Origin of the sequence: Spirosoma endbachense (genome assembly GCF_010233585.1) — a bacterium.
Classification (GTDB): Bacteria; Bacteroidota; Bacteroidia; order Cytophagales; family Spirosomataceae; genus Spirosoma; species Spirosoma endbachense.
Genome location: NZ_CP045997.1, coordinates 3317973 through 3335184, shown reverse-complemented (window position 1 = coordinate 3335184; position 17212 = coordinate 3317973). Strand labels below are relative to the sequence as shown.

Below are 17212 nucleotides of genomic sequence, written 5' to 3'. Positions count from 1 at the left end.
TAATCAGGTGCACATAAACCCTTATATACTATGGCACTTCGATTTATTCGCGATCGGGTCGTATTCGATCCAACTCAGGGTCAGGTCCAAAATGAACCCCGGACGGTTAGTTTTCCTAGCCAGGTCCGCACCGCTCATATTGCCTTAAATGGCTTTGATGTTCGGTACACGAACGGAGACCACCACATTCTGAGGCAGATTGTGGACATTAGCGATCCTCGGATCAATGGTAATGCAGTAAGTTATGATGTAACCCTTTTGCTCAGAGATAGCTCGGGCAATATTGATGACCGTTACCAGGGAACAGTAGATACGCTTATCATTGCTGATACTGTTAATTAAGATTTGTAAACAGAACGTGGAGTCGAGTGTTCAAACCCGACTCCACGTTCTGTTTACAAAGAAAAAATTTTCTTATGGATTAGACGCCTGCTTTTACTACCATCTTACCTGCCCATCGCCGACAACTACCCATTTTTCGGTCACCAGCTTTTCGAGGGCAAAGGGCCCGCGGGCGTGTAGCTTCTGAGTCGAAATGCCAATTTCGGCCCCCAATCCAAACACCCCTCCATCAGTGAAACGGGTAGATGCATTGGCATAAACAGCAGCGGCATCAACTTCAAACAGAAAGCGGTCAATAAGCGACTGATCCTGCGATAAAATTGCTTCGGAATGCCGCGACGAATACGTCTGAATATGTGACAACGCGTCTTCGAGTCCGGCAACGACCTTCACGGCGAATTTGTAATCCAGAAATTCACGTCCGAAATCGTCAGGGCGAGCGTGCTGTAGGTTTTCGTATCCGGCTTTCTCGAAAATGTTGTATGATGGTTCGTCGGCAAAAACTTCAACGTTCCATTTCCTGAAATCATCCGTCAGCATGGGCAGAAAGGTATCCGCAATGGCTTCATCGACAAGGACGCAATCGAGCGAGTTGCAAACCGACGGACGTGAGACGCGCGCGTTAACAACAATGGCAGCCGCTTTGTCCAGATCCGCCGTTTTTTCAACGTAGGCATGACAGACACCAGCACCCGTTTCGATAGTAGGCACCAGCGAGTTTTTACGAACAAACTGAATCAGCGATTCGGAACCGCGGGGAATGATTATATCGACATAGCGCGTCGCCGTCAAAAGCTCATTAACAACGGCCCGATCGGGCGGCAACAGTGTTACAGCCGCTTTGGGGACGCCAAATTCTTCGAGAACGCCCTGAATTAGCCCGACCAGATAACGATTCGAGAAATCAGCTTCTTTACCGCCTTTTAGAACACAGGCATTACCCGACCGCAGGCAAAGCGATGCCACATCGACCGTTACATTGGGGCGGGACTCGTAAATGACCCCAACAACGCCCAGCGGAACCGCAATTTTTTTGAGTTGCAGCCCCTGTTCGATCGTACGCTCGAAAATGATTTCTCCAGCCGGATCGGGTAGCAGAGCCACATCCCGCAGACTTTTGGAGAGGTCAGCTATTCGGGGTTCTGTCAGCTTCAGCCGGTCGTATTTCGGGTCAGTTTCCGGCATTCGGTCAAGATCTTTCTGATTTTCAGTAATGATCTCAGCCGTATGAGATGTCAGAACGTCGGCAAGCCGGTTCAGGAGCTCGGCCTTCTGTTCGGAACTAAGCCGTCGAACAGCCGCAGAAGCCTGTTGCGCATCCTGAAGGAGTGGGGTGATCGGTGTCATAAAAGTAACCCGGACGGCTATGTCCGAGCGTAAAAGTCAGGCAACTAGTTGTATTACAACCGGACGTGACCATCCGGGCAACGGTTACAAAAGTACAATATCATTTGCATTTGCTACCTCAACATTTTGCTGATTAAGCTGTTGCGCCAGCGTTGCAGAAGAGATACGGGCTCGCGCAACAGCAATAGTCATTTCCTGTTCATCCAGAATTTCGACCATTTCGCCGGTAGCAAATTCACCGATCACGTCACGTACACCAACTGCGAGTAAGCTCCGGCGTTTTTGTAGAGCTCGTACCGCGCCTGCATCGACTCGTATCTGCCCGACAGCCAGGCTACCACTGCCCAGCCAACGATTACGCGCCGACAGGGTTGTTGGTTGAGGTGAAAATTCGGTTCCAATTTCACTTCGCAAGGCTTTTCCCAGGCTATCGGGTTCGTTAAGCCCAAAAATGACGACTCGAATTCCCATGCGTGTAGCGAGCTTGGCAAACGTCAGTTTAGACGCCATTCCGCCAAGGCCCAGTGATGATTTCTCGGTTCTGACGACACCGAAGATTCGTTCATCGAAGTTGGTGACTTGCCGGATAATCTGTCCCTCTGCATCCAGCAATCCACCAACGGAAGTGCATAACATCAGGGCTTCTGCCCCAAAACCAACAGCGATTAGTGTAGCCAGCTCGTCGTTATCCGAAAACTTAAGCTCGCGATTGCTGACAACGTCGTTTTCGTTGGCAATGGGAATTATATCATTGGCCCAAAGCTCTTCGTACGTTTGTTTGAGTTGCAGAAACTGGTCACGGTTGGCAAAGTGGTGACGTTCGCAAAGGCTTTGCGCAATGGAAATGCCGTAAATTGAAAAGAAGCGAGAGTATTGATTGAGTAGCAACAGATTACCAACTGCCGCAGCGGCTTTACGTTGACTGATATCACCTCGATAATCCCGGATCTGAGCTTTGCCCGCACCGACTGCGCCCGACGATACCAGTACAATTTTATAGTAGGGGTGCAGTGCCGCAATTTGCCGGGCAATGTCCACCATAACAGGTTCATTCGGTTCGCCCGTTGATTTCGTAATGGACGCCGTTCCGAATTTAAGTACAAGAACAGGTTTTGACATCTAAAAACCCTTTTGTTTAGCGAAGATGTTCCTGAACAAAAGGGGCACAAAAATAGTGATTGCTGGCAAGATGTGTGTATGCAGGCTATTCAGTTACCGAATCATCGGCATGGTTTCTGAATAAATGCTCCAGCACAGGTTCGGTAAAGCGGGCTTTCTTACGGAGGGCTGATTTGAGTTGTTTCATGTAATCCGTTTTGGGAATTTCAATAGCTCCATAGCGCCGAACATTGTCGTTAATGAACTGAGTATCAAGAAGTTCAAATTTCTGCTCACGAAGCGTCATGATCAGGTAATGAAACGCGACTTTTGAGGCATTATCGACAAGATGGAACATCGATTCGCCAAAAAAAACGGCTCCCAACGATACACCGTACAATCCGCCAACTAAACGGTTGTCTATATACGTTTCGATACTGTGAGCAAGGCCCATACGGTGTAATTCAGTATAGGCTTCAATAATTTCTTCTGAAATCCAGGTGCTGTCTGTCTCCGATCGGGGCAGCGAACAGAATCGCATAACCTGTTCAAAATCAGCATTTACCCGAATATCAAAATGCTTTTTATTTAATACAGGACGTAGCGAACGGGCGGGTTTGTAGGTATCGATCGGAATTACAGCACGCGGGTCGGGCGCATACCAGTAGAGCGTACCGTCTGCGTCGGCCATCGGAAAAATACCGTGGATGTACCCGTAAATCAGGTCGTCGGCGGTCAGCTTGTTCATTAAAATTGACGGTGCGTTCCAGGACAAAGATAGCGATTTCCATGAACAGTTATCATGCCTTTTGCGGCCTCTATTCGTGGAATAAAGGCATTTTTTTGAAGCGGAAGTAATAAATCGGGCATCTGGTATAAAATTTCAATTATAGCTACCTATTGCCAGCCTTATTTATCTGGTTTTTAGGGAAATCGTTATTTTTACTCTTTCTGACGGCTAGTTATTACTTAACTAAAGCTGATTTTACTACTCAGCTTAAATCAATGTAAGCTTTGGTGGCGAGGTAGCATTCGTCTCTAATTACGTCGACTATCGGCATTCTATTTTACATTGTCGATCAGTTGTTATTTTCATGAATATAGTGCTCAGGTTTTTTACAATTGATCGGCCAATGCAATTGATATATAAAGTAAAAATGGATAAATGATAAGTAAGCAGTGTGCTTTGTTTTGAGATAAGTTAACAAAATAATATCTTTCCGCCCGTAATTAATTTATATAACCCACCATTTATGTCCCCTTCTTTTACCTGGTATCGTCTACCTATAGTAGCCGTGTGTTTTTGGTTGTGCCTTTCTTTTGCATTTGCCCAGAAAAAAATCGACCCAGGACCAGCCATTAAATTTGGTAAGATCACCCCCGACCAGTTTGCTCATTCCATTTCAGATTCCAGTGCAGAGGCTGTGGTACTTTACGATTACGGAGAGGTAACCTTTGAACATAATGCCAGTGCTTTATGGCTTGTATCCCAGCATCATATCAGGCTCCAAACCCGTAAAAAATCGGCCTATGATCGGGCGACTATCGCACTCCTTACCCGTCGCGGAAAGGCAGGGCAGCATGAATTTGTCACGGATTTTGAGGGCTATACCTATAATCTTGTCAATGGAAATGTGTCTTTTGACCGACTGACCGATGCTGGCCACTTTACCGAAAAAGCATCAGATCAGTTTTGGATTGAAAAATATACGCTGCCCAATGTCCGGGAGGGGGCTATTCTTGATTATAAGTATACCGTTCATACGCCCTTTAGTGTTAACCATAATCCTCGAACGTGGCGATTTCAGCAGGATATACCGGTTAGCTGGAGCGAATATCGCATTACGATTCCTGATTATTTCTATTATAAAATGCTGATGAGTGGCTACCTGAGCATGACGGTTAATGAACATAAAAAAAGTTCTATTGATCTCCTGCCGGGCCAGGGGAGTGTGTCGGCCTCCTCCTATCGGTTCGCCATGAAAGATGTACCAGCTTTCAGAGACGAAGCTTACATTACGACTAATGATGATTATCTGTCCAAGATTGATTTTGAACTGGCCAGCTATCAGTTACCCGGCGCTGGTGGTATTCGGAATCATAATTTATCGGTTGGCTGGGATGCTATGGATAAAACGCTCCTTACTGAGGCCAATTTTGGCGGGCAGATTAAGCGGGCTGGTTTTATGCGGGAAACGGCCAAATCATTACTGGCCCAACAGGCAGATACGCTCTCGCGCATTAAAGCCGCGTATGATTTTATACGGAAAACCGTCAAATGGAACGATGAGGCCTCGCTATGGTCAATAGATGGCATTAAAAAGGTGTTCGATAACAAAAAAGGGAATGCCGCCGATATTAACCTGATGCTGATTGCGCTCCTGCGTGAAATGGACATCAGTGCCAATCCGGTTATTCTTAGTACCCGGTCGCATGGTCGAATTAGTGAAGCCTACGCGTTATTGAAAAAGTTTAATTACGTTATCGCTCAGGTTTCTGTTGGCGGGAAAGATATGCTGCTGGATGCTACCGATCCTTATCTAACACCCGGAATGCTACCCGTACATTGCCTGAATGGAACCGGACGACTTGTTCATGAGACGAACTCCCGTTTTATACCCTTGCTGGCGCTGGAGCGCGATGTTGATATACATACGGGTTCATTTACAATTGATGCTGAAGGAGAAGTATCGGGTAAGTTGCTCCATTCGTATGGCGGCTATAGCGCCTGGAAGGCCCGCAAGAAATTTGCCAAAGAAGGGAAATCGAAATTTCTTGAAAGCATTCAAAAAACAAGGCCTGCCTGGCAGATCGAGATGGCTGATTTTTCGGGAGCTGATGTATCGAGTAGTGCATTTAACGTCGATTATACAATGGCTATTCCTGAGGCCTGTTCCAGAGCGGGAGATCGGCTCTACTTCAGACCTATGCTGACTGAAGCATTCGCGGCTAATCCATTTAAGGAACTAGAACGACTTTACCCGGTCGATTTTGGCGTACCAATGGAGAAGACGTACTCAGTTACTTATACATTACCGACCGGCTTTCTGGTAGAAGAAATGCCAAAGCCAGTATCCATGATCCTTCCTCAGGATGGCGGACGATTTCTCTATCAGGTATCCGTCAATGCGGCTAATCAACTTCAGATTGTCAGCCGAATTGTGCTACGTCGTCAAATTTATCTCACCGAAGAATATGCCTCTTTACGGGAGCTGTTCAGTCGAATTGTGGCGAAACATGCCGAGCAGGTTGTTCTGAAGCGTGGAACTGTAGCCGAGAAGAAATAAGTAAAAAATGAAAAAACTTCTATTACTAGCCCTGTTGGTTAGTCAAACGGTCTGTGCCCAGGTAGAATACCAGGCCGGCGTAGTAGAGGCTGCGCTAAAAGAAAATGCACACGGTGTGGTTCGTCGGCACGAAACAACATTTACCGTCAAATCAGCAGGAGAGGCTACCCAGCGCGTGCGTAGTGTTATCACTGTGCTGGATGAACCGGGTGATGAGCATGCCAAAACGGTAGTCGGTTATGATAAATTGTCGAAAATAACCAACCTGGAAGGGGCTTTATACGATGCATCGGGGAAGTTGATCAGGAAGCTTAAAAAGGCTGATATTGAGGATTATAGTACCTATTCAGACTATAATTTATTCGACGATAACCGGCTCAAAGCAGCCTCCTTCCCGAAGCAGCCAACTTATCCGTACACGGTTGAATTTATCATCGAGAGTACCGAGCGTAACCTGATGTTTTATCCGACATGGATACCCCAGGATCAGGAACACCTATCGGTTGAACAGGCGACGTTTACCGTGAATATGCCGCCAGGACTTGCGTTGCGCTACAAAGAAGTGAATATCCCAACACCTGTGGTCGAAGAAACGGCTGCAAACGGAGGCAAAACGTATGTTTGGAAACTGGCCAATCGTCTGGCTGTAGAATTTGAACCGCTGTCGCCACCGGCACGAGAGCAGTTACCCATCGTTTATACAGCCCCGACTGACTTTGAAGTACAGGAATATAAGGGTAAAATTACCAACTGGAGCGATGTAAGCCGATTTTATCATAGCCTCAACGATGGCCGTGATCGCATACCAGATTACCTGCGTCGGCAGGTGATCGAGTTGACAAAAAATGAAACGACCACAGTCGGGAAAGTACGCAAGGTTTACCAGTTTTTACAGGAACAGACTCGCTACGTGAGTGTTCAACTCGGCATAGGCGGTTGGCAAACTATTGAAGCAGAGAAAGTAGCCGTTAGTAACTATGGCGATTGCAAGGCATTGACAAATTATACTAAGGCATTGTTACAGGCAGCAGGTGTAACGGCTTACCCGGCTCTGGTGCGAGCGGGTGAAAAAGAACCGGATACCATGTCGGATTTTCCAAGTTTTCAGTTTAACCATGTTATTTTATGCGTGCCTGATAAACGGGATACGCTCTTTCTGGAGTGTACAAGTAGCCATGATCCAGCTGGATATGTCAGCGATTTTACCGGGAATCGGCATGTTCTGCTTATTTTACCGGAAGGTGGCCGATTGATAAAAACGCCTGCCTATCAGCCAGCAGATAACCTTCAGCAGCGACGGATCGATATTAAAATCAGCGAACAGGGTGATGCTACTGCTACTGTGAGAACGCGCTATACGGGTCTGCAACAGGACGATTATGCCAGCATTCTTCATCGTCTGAACCACGATGATCAGCGCAGTTGGCTTATCAAACGTATTGCCATACCTGCGTTCGAATTAAACACGTTCGCGTATAGCGAGCAGGTGGGAGCAGTACCTGCCGTCATTGAAACGCTGGAGTTGACTATTCGACGGTGGGCGGATGCCAGTGGTACGCGCCTTTTTTTACCCCTTAATCTGATGTCATCGCTTTCGTCGGCGACCCCTCTAACGCAATCCCGTAAGACACCAATGGAGTTAGGGTCTGCCTATGATTTTGTTGATAGCGATACAATTACCTATCAACTTCCCAAAGGGTATTTGCCGGAGTATAGAATAAACCCACTGACAATTGACTCAAAATTTGGGACATATACAGCGCAGTTGTCGATGGAAGGTGACCGCGTTGTCTATATTCGACGCGTAATTATGCATCGGGGGCGCTTTCCGGCAACTGCTTATGCGGAATGGGTTGATTTTCGTAAAAAGGTGGCCAAAGCGGATCGGGCGCAGCTAGTGTTCGTTAAAAGTAATTAAACCAAACCCTTTCCGTACTGTCGAACGTTACGTGTAAAATGATTTAACAATTGACCATGAAAAAAGGACTTATTTTAGCGCTGGTTGCCCTGCCATTACTGTTTAGCCAGTGTAGTATGAACAAGCAGATTTCGCAGGCAAAAACCCTTGGCGATTGCCGCTACACCATTGCGTCGGCCGACAGTATTTATCTGGCAGGAATAGATGTCCGGCAATTGCGAAAGATAGAAGACCTCAATCCGGCCCAGTTTCCGCGTTTAGCCACTGGCCTGCTGACACGCAATGTCCCGCTGGATGCCCGAATTAACCTTGATATCACAAATCCAACCAATAAACTGGCCGGTATCAATCAGTTAGAATATAAAATTCTGCTGGCTGGTCAGGAATTGTTTAATGGTTTCCTGAATCAGCGGATTGAAGTGCAGCCCGGTGGAGGCCGGACCCGTGTTCCGGTTCGCCTAAACACCAATGCCTACCAACTTCTGACCGACCCTAAAACCCGCGATGCATTTACCCAACTCGTGCAGAATCTGTCGGGAGCTTCAGGTACACAGCCATCAAAACTGACCATCAGAATCAAACCAACGTTAGATTTGCTCGGCAAACAGGTCAATTATCCGGGTTATATTACCATTGATCAGGACGTGACGAACAAAATTTTGATGGGGAATTAATGGTTGGGGCTTTGGTTTCGCTTCGAGCCGTGCCACCGCAGCCGGTGGTGACTAATGTTCGCAAATAAACCGTGGCAAGGCTCGAAGCGAAACCAAAGCCCTAATAAGCATTTGACAACTGATATCTATCCAGATCAAGTCACCCAATCGGTAATCTCTTCCAATTCCCGACCGCGTATATCAGTAGCATTTCGTTGGCCCTGGCTTTTTAGGCCGGGGCTTTTTACAATGGCCCAATCCAGATAGGGCTTATTAAACCGATTAAACGATACAACCCGATGCGCCAACTCTTTTTTACCTTGCTGCTTGCTACTACAGCAACGCTAACGCAAGCCCAAACGAACCGGATTCAATTGACCCACGACGAAGCCAAAAAGCGAGTGGACGTTACTATAGATGGCAAGCCATTTACGGCCTACATTTATCCCGGCCCAACTGTGCTTAAAAAGCCCGTACTCTATCCGATTCGGTCGGCAGGAGGCAACTTTATTACGCGAGGCTGGCCAATGGACCCACGGCCAGGCGAACGGATCGACCATCCGCACCACGTTGGTATGTGGTTCAACTATGGCGATGTAAATGGCCATGATTTCTGGAATAACTCAACGGCTGTTGGCCCTGAACACAAAGGCCCATTCGGAACCATCGTTCATACGGGGGTTAAATCGATGAAAAGTGGTAAGGACAAAGCGGAATTGGTTGTTACGGCCGACTGGCTCGATAAAGACAGTAAAGTGATGCTTCAGGAAACGACAACCTACGAGTTTAAGGGAACCGCTGATAGCCGGACCATTGATCGCGTTACCACCTTGAAAGCGGTGGATAAGGAGGTGGTTTTCAAGGATAACAAAGAAGGGCTCATTGCGCTTCGCCTGGCCCGCCAACTCGAACAACCATCAACTAAACCCGAAGTATTCACGGATGCGCAGGGTGTAGCGACAAAAGTACCCGTACTCGACAATGCCGGTGTAACGGGGAAATACCATAGCAGCGAGGGTATAGAAGGAGATGCGGTCTGGGGCACACGCGGAAAATGGGTAAATCTGACCGGAACAGTTAATGGAGAAGCCGTATCGTTGGTGTTGTTAGACCACCCACAAAATGTTGGATACCCAACCTACTGGCATGCCAGAGGATATGGCTTGTTTGCCGCCAATCCGTTAGGGCCTTCGGTTCTTTCGGAAGGAAAGGCTCCCGCTCTGAACTACACACTCCCGACGGGTAAATCGGTTACGTTCAGATACCGGTTGCTGGTGCGGTCTGGCAATACGCCCAATACGTTTATTGATGAGCAAATTTCAGCATTTAACCGTTAATCATAAACGCGTTATTCTATAGGGTGCATTTGGCATATTTATTGTTGAGGATCATACAAGTACATACAATCAGTAGTACGTATGCCCTGCACCCTTATGCCTATTTTTTCTTTCCGACTTTGTGTTAGTATCTGGCTGATAACAGTAGGGGCGGTAAACGCTCAACTGAGGACGGTTCCGAACCCAACAAAGGGCCGAATTGGTACTTACACACCACATGATCCAGCTGTAACCGCGTTTAGCGGTTTACAAACGATTCAGAATAACCGTATAATGGTTGGTGTAGATTCCCGGTATGGGGGAGCTATTACCTACCTGTCGTTTGCCAATGGGGAGAACATGGTCAACAATTTTGACCTTGGTCGCCAGGTGCAGGTTGGCCTGTATAGCGGTCCTAATCCGTATACCGAGAAAGGCAAGCAACCCAACGCTAACTGGGTTGGATTAGGCTGGAATCCGATTCAGGCGGGTGACGTTTATGGTAATCCATCAGACATTCTGGCCTTCCGGAAAGAGGCTAATCTGTTGTATGTAAAGACCCATCCCCGGCATTTTGCCCTCAATGACGTTTTGGGTGAATCGTATATAGAACACTGGATACGATTAGAAGATAACGTAGTGAAAGTTCACGCAAAAGTGACGCTCTTTCGATCGGATCAAACCAAATATGAAGGTCGTCAGCAGGAAATGCCGTGTATTTATCTGAATGGCAATTATCACAATATATATGCTTACACAGGGAATAAGCCATTTTTAAACGATGGGCTAACGCAGATACGCCCACCTATTGGTTTCGGCGATATTCACCCGACAGAACCCTGGATGGCTTCAACGGATGACCGGGGTTTTGGGGTAGGGCTTTTTTCTGAGAATTCGTATGATTGGAAAAAAGGCTATTTTGGTACTGATCTGGCTGGTGATGAATTTACGGCTGATGCGTCTTATATTGCCAATACACCGTATATTGTTTTTGACCATAACATTACGCATGAATGGGATTATGAAATGGTCGTTGGTCATATTACCGACATTCGGCGGTATATGTACGATAAACCAAGACCAGAAACAGGCCCAAATTATCGGTTCGATACATCGCGCAAAGGCTGGCATTATTTCAATGCTGTCGATTCGGGGTGGCCTGTCCAGGGTAATTTAACTGTTCAGTTGACAAACAAACAGCGTGATCTTATTCAATCGCCGAATGTTTTCTGGCAGGGTAGCAGTAATCCTAAACTATACCTGCGGGCTGCCTTTCAAACGCAAAATAACGCCTTTCGCCTATCGTGGAGAAAGCCCGAAGATGCTACTCTTTATCGAACTGAGGATCAGTATATTGATTTCCCGATTATTAACGATGGTCAAGTTCATACCTATGAAATCGACCTGAGTAATAAGCAGGGTTGGCTGAATGCTAACATTGGGCTGATTGAGTTTCGGCCGCCACCAAACGGGCCGGATGTTAACGGTTGGGTAAAAATGGAATGGCTGGCCACCAGTGCCGATGGGCCTAAAGGGAATGGTAATTCTGTAGTTGTTGTGCCCAAAGATCCTCTGGCTCCCGCTGTTTGCGAACCCGGCATCGCCCCTGTAAGCGTACAAAAAGTCCGCCTGGTACGCGGGCATTAATAGCCTCACCAGTCCGGAATGGATAATGCAATAGGGCACTCAGCTGAGTGCCCTATTGCATTAGTTAAGATGTACCAGCGCCGAACGGTAGACGCGCCCTTCGAGCGTGTCCATCCATGATCGGAGAGTATCATTCTCGTAACTGGCGCGGTTGAGTTCCGCGTCGATCTGGCGAAGGAGAAAGAATAACTGATGAACATGCTGCCACTGTTGATGCAGTCGATTTGTATCCTGCAACGTACGTGCCTGCTGCCGTGCTTCCTGCGTTAATTGGCGCAGGCTCATTTTCAGGTGGTAGCGCAGGATCATCAACCGGCTGGCCATTGGTAGCTCTGCCGGATTACGTTCCATATGTGAAATTCCCTTAGCAAGCACATTATTGCGTTGCTGGAGCTGATCAGAAACAATCATCCAGGCATGTTCGGCCTGAAGTGCTTCATAAGAGACAGTTTTCATGGCAATTAGTACAATACGGTTTACGAACAAATATACATATTACGCCGACTTTTCAATGTGTTAATTCTTGGTTTTGGAAAATTTTAATTTGTTAAACGGTAGTATAGCCGATGATTAGACAAGAATAATGCAATTCGGTTTAATCGCCTTTCAAAAACTACCGCCTAATCAATCGCGTATATAAAAAGGTTGGCTTACCTTGCTATCCCAAATCACTTCTATTATGAAATCCCTGCATCGTCTCGGCCTTGTTCTATTCATTACTGGGTTCGCCTGTTGGATTTTTACGCTAACCTTAAGCCAATACCGCCTGACTGATGCGATTATCGATCAGGTTGTCAAAACAGAACATAAGGCTGTTGTACATAGGCAAACGGCCTTCATGAAGGATAAACTCTATTCGAATAACTGGGCGTTTATTAAGGATTTTCGGGGAGCAATTGATGCGTATAATGCCGATATGCGGGCTAAAAAAGCCTGGAGTGAGGTTATTTACGACAATTATACGTTCGACGTAGCGAAACGTGCATCACTCGGAATGCTGACGACTGGTAACGTCTGGATCTGGTTTTGGCTGAGTTTTGGGCTGGCTACTCTTGGTGGTTTACTGTATGCATGGGCCGGGACTAAACGGTTGCCCGGAATTCAAAATAATCGACAGTATCGACACCCGGCTACCGATCGGGGGTGGATCGGGATTAGTGTTGGTGTTTTTCTGATTGGATTTTATATCGCACTTTATTTTTATCCGGAGTATCTGACTAATTGGGTGTTGTTAGTAGACCCAATTAGTCGCGCGCTGAACGCTGGTCCTGCCAGCCGCTGGTTTCTGTATGGGTTTTTATATACGCTGGTGATTCTGGTAATGGGGATTCGGATGCTGATTAATTATCGACACAGCCGATACCAGCAATTGCGTACCTTATCGGTCATGTTTTTCCAGACGGCATTTGCGTTCCTGATTCCAGAAATCATGCAGCGACTTAATCAGCCGTATCAGGATCTGAAAAACATCTGGCCACTCGATTATACATTCTTCTTCGACTACAAGATAAATGAAAAGTTACAGGCCGGTTCGCTGGGTATTTTTATGCTCGTGTGGGGTATTGTTCTGGCGCTGGTAGCGGTGCCGGTGATGACCTATTTCTTTGGCAAACGGTGGTATTGTTCCTGGGTATGCGGTTGCGGGGGACTAGCGGAAACGCTCGGCGATCCGTATCGGCATTTATCGGACAAGACGCTAAAGGCCTGGAAGGCTGAGCGGGTTATCGTTCATGGTGTTTTAGTGTTTGCAGTGGTCATGACACTACTGGTGCTTTATACATACTTTACCGGACAGTCGACTGTGCTTGGATTTCTGGATAGTTATAGCATCCGCTCAACCTATGGTCTTTATGTCGGTTCTATTTTTGCGGGCGTGGTAGGAACGGGCTTTTACCCACTGATGGGTAATCGTGTCTGGTGCCGATTTGGCTGCCCACTGGCGGCTTACTTAGGCCTGGTTCAGCGGTTTAAATCCCGCTTCCGGATTACCACCAATGGCGGGCAATGCATTTCGTGCGGTAATTGTTCGGCTTATTGCGAGATGGGAATTGACGTTCGAGCCTATGCCCAGCGTGGGCAGGATATTGTGCGGTCGTCGTGCGTTGGATGCGGCATTTGTTCGGCAGTCTGTCCGCGCGGAGTGCTCAACCTGGAAGTTGGGCCAGTGTCATCGCGGAAGATTTGATCGCAACGGATCGCATTCACGAGGCTACAGAAGCGAGTAAGCTGATTGGTAGCGGACAGATTACAGGAAAACCCTTTATCTTCGTGTCTCCCGTGGGCGGTTGTATAGGGCAAACTGTTCACTTTCTGCCGAAGACTGTCCCTGCCTACTGTTGACTCATGGACCCTATTTATAAAGCGTTAATCGTTTGTACTAACCATACAGACTACCCAAGTAAACCGCATAAAACTGGACTTTGGTTGAGCGAAGCGACGCATTTTTACGATGAACTTGCTGACCGCAAATTGCCCTATGACATCGCAAGTCCGAATGGTGGTCGAGTGCCAATCGACGAAAAAAGTATTGACCGACGTGATACCATTAACGAAAAGTGGTATAACGATCCCCTATTTCGGCATAAACTCGATAATTCCTTACGGTTAGACGAAGTAAATCCGGCCGACTATCAAATCCTATACTTTACGGGTGGTCATGGTACTATGTGGGATTTTCCGAATAATCAGACCTTACAAAACATCACCCGGCATATTTATGAAAATGGAGGGTTGGTTGCCGCCGTTTGCCATGGAGTAAGTGGCCTGTTAAACGTCAAACTTTCCGACGGCTCCCAACTGATTGATAACCGGCAGGTAACCGGCTATTCAAATATGGAAGAAAAGCTAGTTCGTCTCGATGATCAGGTCCCCTTTCTGCTGGAAGATGCATTGCGGCAAAAAAATGCGCTGTACAGCAAAAGCATCATTCCATTTTTACCCTATATTGAAGTAGATGAGCGCCTGGTTACGGGGCAAAACCCACTGTCGGCTCGGAAAGTTGGCCGGAAGGTGATGGAAGAAATGTATGAGAAATAAGTAGTCAGTTTTATAAGCCAGCAGGCAGTATACGCTATACTGCCTGCTGACCTCTGGTCATTAAACGACTACATCGGGAAATACTTCGCGCAGGAATTTTAATTCCAGGTCCTTTTCAGAAACAATGGGATTGCTGACACCCCAATCAATATTCAGGTCAGGGTCGTTCCAGATAATACCAGTTTCAGACGCTTTGTTGTACACATTCGTACATTTATAGCTGAAAATACTATCTTCCAGGGCTATGAAACCATGCCCGAACCCTTCAGGAATGTAAGCCATATTGGCCAGTTTCGCGTCAAGCAGAAACGTTTCATATTGCCCGAATGTGGGTGAATCCGAACGTAAATCGACGGCTACGTCAAGTACCTGACCAGTAATAACCCGGACAAGCTTGCCTTGTGCAAAAGGTTCGTTTTGCATGTGCAGTCCGCGGAGTACACCTTTCACCGAAAACGATTGGTTATCCTGTACAAACTCCATCGGCAAGCCCAGCGCCGTAAACAGCGTTTTATTATAGGACTCGAAGAAGTAGCCACGTTCATCTTCAAACACGCGGGGAATCAGTTCAATCAGGCCACTAATAGCCGTTTCGCGAACCTGCATAGAGAATAGTTGAATAGTAAAAAATGCTGCTCTTTGGCTACAAAGCTACAAAACCGTAACCATAGTTTGTACCTTTGCCGTAAACCTATTTATTGAGTGGGTTTATCTTATGAGCATGACGTACAAGGAATTAAGTAGCCAAATTTTTAACAAAAAATCGTATCTCTGCGTTGGTCTCGATACCGATCCGCACAAATTGCCTCCTCATTTATTAAAAGAACCGGATCCGGTATTTGCTTTCAATCAGGCCATTATCGACGCAACCGCAGATCTTGCAGTAGCTTACAAACCCAACATTGCATTCTATGAAGCCCAGGGGCCTCGTGGTTGGGAAAGCCTGCAACGAACTCTCGAATACATTCCTGCTGATTGTTTCACTATTGCTGACGCTAAACGAGGAGACATCGGTAATACATCGAGCCTATATGCCCGTACTTTTTTTGACCCCGATGCCGCCGGTCTGAATTTTGATTCGGTTACAGTGGCGCCTTATATGGGTCGAGATTCTGTACTGCCTTTTTTAGATTATGCAGGCAAATGGGTAATTCTACTGGCCTTAACCTCAAATTCGGGTAGCGCAGATTTCCAGCGTCAGCGAATTCTTACAGACTCCGCTCGTGAACAGGAATTATTCGAGATGGTTATTAAAACAGCCCAAACCTGGGCAGGTCCCGATAAGCTAATGTTTGTTGTTGGAGCAACCCAGGCTGATGAATTGAGTCGAATTCGCGAACTGGCACCCGATAGTTTTTTGCTGGTACCCGGTGTAGGAGCACAGGGTGGTTCGCTGGCGGAGGTATCGCGCCGGGGTTTAACTGCTGCTGGTGGCCTGTTAGTCAATGCATCGCGGAGCATTTTATATGCATCGGGCGGAACGGATTTCGCCGATCGTGCACGAGCAGAAGCGCAGCTTTTGCAAACAGAAATGGCAGAGTATCTGGATGCAGGCGTATTGGCCATTAAGTAGTTCAGTAGGCAGTCAGTCACTGGGAACTGCCTACTGAAGACTGCTTCTAGTTTAGAACAGGCCGGCGCCTAAATCCCGAAACGGCCATGGAATCATAGCGAGAATGAGCAGTAAACCAAGTCCGTAAAAAATGGCAATTAAACGCTGTTTCGTCGTGGGATCGGAAGCACGCTTGGAGCGCGAATAGCCGATGGTAATTAATACGATAGCGACCAGCATGCCTGTGAGATGCTCAACTGTATAGAATCGATACAGTTTATCGCTGATCATACCGAAATTCACTTTAGGGCTGATGAAGTACAGAATCAGACCAATAACTAACTGAAGATGAATACTGATCAGCGTAAATAGATACAGTTTGCGATTGCCATCAGTGTAGCCGTTGCGTCCCTGCCATCTGCTAAGCGCAATAAATACGGCGGCAATCAATAAAATGAGCGCAATCCAGCGCAAGCCAGAGTGCATGTGAACTAAGCCGGTGTACATACAAAATTGATTTTAACCGTAAAGAAACAACCAAAACGCTAACTTAGGTTGTTTGATAAACATGATTCTTTACAACACAACGTATAGCGTTGCCAATGAAGTTGAGCGAGAGTGGCTTCACTGGATGAAAACCAACCATATTCCGACAATTCTTGCTACGGGATTACCCGCTGGCCATAAGATGCTACGGCTTCTGACCGAACTCGATAATGGAGGAACTACTTTCTCGGTGCAGCTCGATTTTAATGCAATGGAGGATTACTTCACCTATCAGAGTTTACACGCAGATACCATGCAACGGCGAATTCATGACCGCTTTGCCAATCAATTTGTTTCGTTCGATACCTTGCTGGAAGACGCTTAGGTGGCTGTTGAGCCAGTTCTCTTGTAGACTCTACTAATTGTTGGAGGGTAATTCTGTAAGTTCCTAAAATATATCATCAGGAAATATGAATTTTGTTAATCATGTTACTTGTCTGATTTAGTAACATGATTTTAGCTTTTATGAT

General features: G+C 46.7%; 16 protein-coding genes. 10 read left to right on the top strand and 6 right to left on the bottom strand.

Annotated elements, in window-relative coordinates; genetic code table 11:
* The first annotated feature begins 30 nt into the window (after nucleotides 1–30).
* On the top strand, nucleotides 31–342 hold the full coding sequence (locus GJR95_RS13240; protein WP_232541178.1) for a hypothetical protein: 312 nt from the start codon (nucleotides 31–33) through the stop codon (nucleotides 340–342).
* Nucleotides 343–438: 96 nt separating this feature from the next.
* Here the strand turns inward: GJR95_RS13240 and GJR95_RS13235 are convergent, their stop codons facing one another.
* The 3 genes from GJR95_RS13235 to aat all read right to left on the bottom strand — a co-directional run bounded on the left by GJR95_RS13235 (nucleotide 439) and on the right by aat (nucleotide 3535).
* Nucleotides 439–1689 carry a glutamate-5-semialdehyde dehydrogenase gene (locus GJR95_RS13235; protein WP_162386313.1) on the bottom strand — a complete coding sequence of 417 codons (1251 nt, stop codon included), beginning with the start codon at nucleotides 1687–1689 and terminating at the stop codon, nucleotides 439–441.
* 84 nt (nucleotides 1690–1773) lie between these two features.
* Nucleotides 1774–2808 (bottom strand): glutamate 5-kinase, encoded by a 1035-nt coding sequence (gene proB / locus GJR95_RS13230; RefSeq protein ID WP_162386312.1) that lies wholly within the window; start codon nucleotides 2806–2808, stop codon nucleotides 1774–1776.
* An 85-nt stretch (nucleotides 2809–2893) separates the two neighbouring features.
* Nucleotides 2894–3535, bottom strand: coding sequence for a leucyl/phenylalanyl-tRNA--protein transferase (gene aat, locus GJR95_RS13225; RefSeq protein ID WP_162386311.1), 642 nt, complete (start codon nucleotides 3533–3535; stop codon nucleotides 2894–2896).
* A 505-nt stretch (nucleotides 3536–4040) separates the two neighbouring features.
* Here aat and GJR95_RS13220 point away from each other — a divergent pair.
* From GJR95_RS13220 to GJR95_RS13200, 5 genes are all read left to right on the top strand, one after another.
* Entirely contained in the window at nucleotides 4041–6074 is a 2034-nt protein-coding gene (locus GJR95_RS13220) for a DUF3857 domain-containing protein (RefSeq protein ID WP_162386310.1), read from the top strand.
* A 7-nt stretch (nucleotides 6075–6081) separates the two neighbouring features.
* Nucleotides 6082–7992: a DUF3857 domain-containing protein gene (locus GJR95_RS13215; RefSeq protein WP_162386309.1), complete on the top strand. Its 1911-nt coding sequence runs from the start codon at nucleotides 6082–6084 to the stop codon at nucleotides 7990–7992.
* Between the two features lie 56 nt (nucleotides 7993–8048).
* The gene (locus GJR95_RS13210; RefSeq protein WP_162386308.1) at nucleotides 8049–8666 is read left to right on the top strand and encodes a hypothetical protein; all 618 of its coding nucleotides are present in this window, start codon (nucleotides 8049–8051) and stop codon (nucleotides 8664–8666) included.
* A 278-nt stretch (nucleotides 8667–8944) separates the two neighbouring features.
* The gene (locus tag GJR95_RS13205) at nucleotides 8945–9982 is read left to right on the top strand and encodes a DUF6807 domain-containing protein (protein WP_162386307.1); all 1038 of its coding nucleotides are present in this window, start codon (nucleotides 8945–8947) and stop codon (nucleotides 9980–9982) included.
* A 96-nt stretch (nucleotides 9983–10078) separates the two neighbouring features.
* Nucleotides 10079–11608, top strand: coding sequence for a hypothetical protein (locus GJR95_RS13200; protein WP_232541177.1), 1530 nt, complete (start codon nucleotides 10079–10081; stop codon nucleotides 11606–11608).
* A 60-nt stretch (nucleotides 11609–11668) separates the two neighbouring features.
* Here the strand turns inward: GJR95_RS13200 and GJR95_RS13195 are convergent, their stop codons facing one another.
* On the bottom strand, nucleotides 11669–12064 hold the full coding sequence (locus GJR95_RS13195; RefSeq protein ID WP_162386306.1) for a hypothetical protein: 396 nt from the start codon (nucleotides 12062–12064) through the stop codon (nucleotides 11669–11671).
* A 223-nt stretch (nucleotides 12065–12287) separates the two neighbouring features.
* Between GJR95_RS13195 and GJR95_RS13190 the strand changes: the two genes are divergently transcribed.
* Nucleotides 12288–13793, top strand: coding sequence for a 4Fe-4S binding protein (locus GJR95_RS13190; protein WP_162386305.1), 1506 nt, complete (start codon nucleotides 12288–12290; stop codon nucleotides 13791–13793).
* Nucleotides 13794–13951: 158 nt separating this feature from the next.
* On the top strand, nucleotides 13952–14644 hold the full coding sequence (locus tag GJR95_RS13185; RefSeq protein ID WP_162386304.1) for a type 1 glutamine amidotransferase domain-containing protein: 693 nt from the start codon (nucleotides 13952–13954) through the stop codon (nucleotides 14642–14644).
* Between the two features lie 60 nt (nucleotides 14645–14704).
* Here the strand turns inward: GJR95_RS13185 and rfbC are convergent, their stop codons facing one another.
* Nucleotides 14705–15250, bottom strand: coding sequence for a dTDP-4-dehydrorhamnose 3,5-epimerase (rfbC, locus tag GJR95_RS13180; protein ID WP_162386303.1), 546 nt, complete (start codon nucleotides 15248–15250; stop codon nucleotides 14705–14707).
* Nucleotides 15251–15365: 115 nt separating this feature from the next.
* Here rfbC and pyrF point away from each other — a divergent pair, with 115 nt between their 5' ends.
* Nucleotides 15366–16217, top strand: coding sequence for an orotidine-5'-phosphate decarboxylase (gene pyrF / locus GJR95_RS13175; RefSeq protein WP_162391692.1), 852 nt, complete (start codon nucleotides 15366–15368; stop codon nucleotides 16215–16217).
* A 51-nt stretch (nucleotides 16218–16268) separates the two neighbouring features.
* Here the strand turns inward: pyrF and GJR95_RS13170 are convergent, their stop codons facing one another.
* Nucleotides 16269–16703: a cytochrome B gene (locus tag GJR95_RS13170; protein ID WP_162386302.1), complete on the bottom strand. Its 435-nt coding sequence runs from the start codon at nucleotides 16701–16703 to the stop codon at nucleotides 16269–16271.
* A 61-nt stretch (nucleotides 16704–16764) separates the two neighbouring features.
* On the opposite strand from GJR95_RS13170, the gene GJR95_RS13165 reads away from it, so the two are divergent.
* Nucleotides 16765–17067, top strand: coding sequence for a DUF4286 family protein (locus GJR95_RS13165; RefSeq protein WP_162386301.1), 303 nt, complete (start codon nucleotides 16765–16767; stop codon nucleotides 17065–17067).
* Nucleotides 17068–17212 lie beyond the last annotated feature (145 nt).

Bases quoted from the DNA above. Each gene is read 5' to 3' on its own strand.
- GJR95_RS13240 (WP_232541178.1), top strand. From the start codon at position 31: ATGGCACTTCGATTTATTCGCGATCGGGTCGTATTCGATCCAACTCAG.
- GJR95_RS13235 (WP_162386313.1), bottom strand. From the start codon at position 1,689: ATGACACCGATCACCCCACTCCTTCAGGATGCGCAACAGGCTTCTGCG.
- proB (WP_162386312.1), bottom strand. From the start codon at position 2,808: ATGTCAAAACCTGTTCTTGTACTTAAATTCGGAACGGCGTCCATTACG.
- aat (WP_162386311.1), bottom strand. From the start codon at position 3,535: ATGAACAAGCTGACCGCCGACGACCTGATTTACGGGTACATCCACGGT.
- GJR95_RS13220 (WP_162386310.1), top strand. From the start codon at position 4,041: ATGTCCCCTTCTTTTACCTGGTATCGTCTACCTATAGTAGCCGTGTGT.
- GJR95_RS13215 (WP_162386309.1), top strand. From the start codon at position 6,082: ATGAAAAAACTTCTATTACTAGCCCTGTTGGTTAGTCAAACGGTCTGT.
- GJR95_RS13210 (WP_162386308.1), top strand. From the start codon at position 8,049: ATGAAAAAAGGACTTATTTTAGCGCTGGTTGCCCTGCCATTACTGTTT.
- GJR95_RS13205 (WP_162386307.1), top strand. From the start codon at position 8,945: ATGCGCCAACTCTTTTTTACCTTGCTGCTTGCTACTACAGCAACGCTA.
- GJR95_RS13200 (WP_232541177.1), top strand. From the start codon at position 10,079: ATGCCTATTTTTTCTTTCCGACTTTGTGTTAGTATCTGGCTGATAACA.
- GJR95_RS13195 (WP_162386306.1), bottom strand. From the start codon at position 12,064: ATGAAAACTGTCTCTTATGAAGCACTTCAGGCCGAACATGCCTGGATG.
- GJR95_RS13190 (WP_162386305.1), top strand. From the start codon at position 12,288: ATGAAATCCCTGCATCGTCTCGGCCTTGTTCTATTCATTACTGGGTTC.
- GJR95_RS13185 (WP_162386304.1), top strand. From the start codon at position 13,952: ATGGACCCTATTTATAAAGCGTTAATCGTTTGTACTAACCATACAGAC.
- rfbC (WP_162386303.1), bottom strand. From the start codon at position 15,250: ATGCAGGTTCGCGAAACGGCTATTAGTGGCCTGATTGAACTGATTCCC.
- pyrF (WP_162391692.1), top strand. From the start codon at position 15,366: ATGACGTACAAGGAATTAAGTAGCCAAATTTTTAACAAAAAATCGTAT.
- GJR95_RS13170 (WP_162386302.1), bottom strand. From the start codon at position 16,703: ATGTACACCGGCTTAGTTCACATGCACTCTGGCTTGCGCTGGATTGCG.
- GJR95_RS13165 (WP_162386301.1), top strand. From the start codon at position 16,765: ATGATTCTTTACAACACAACGTATAGCGTTGCCAATGAAGTTGAGCGA.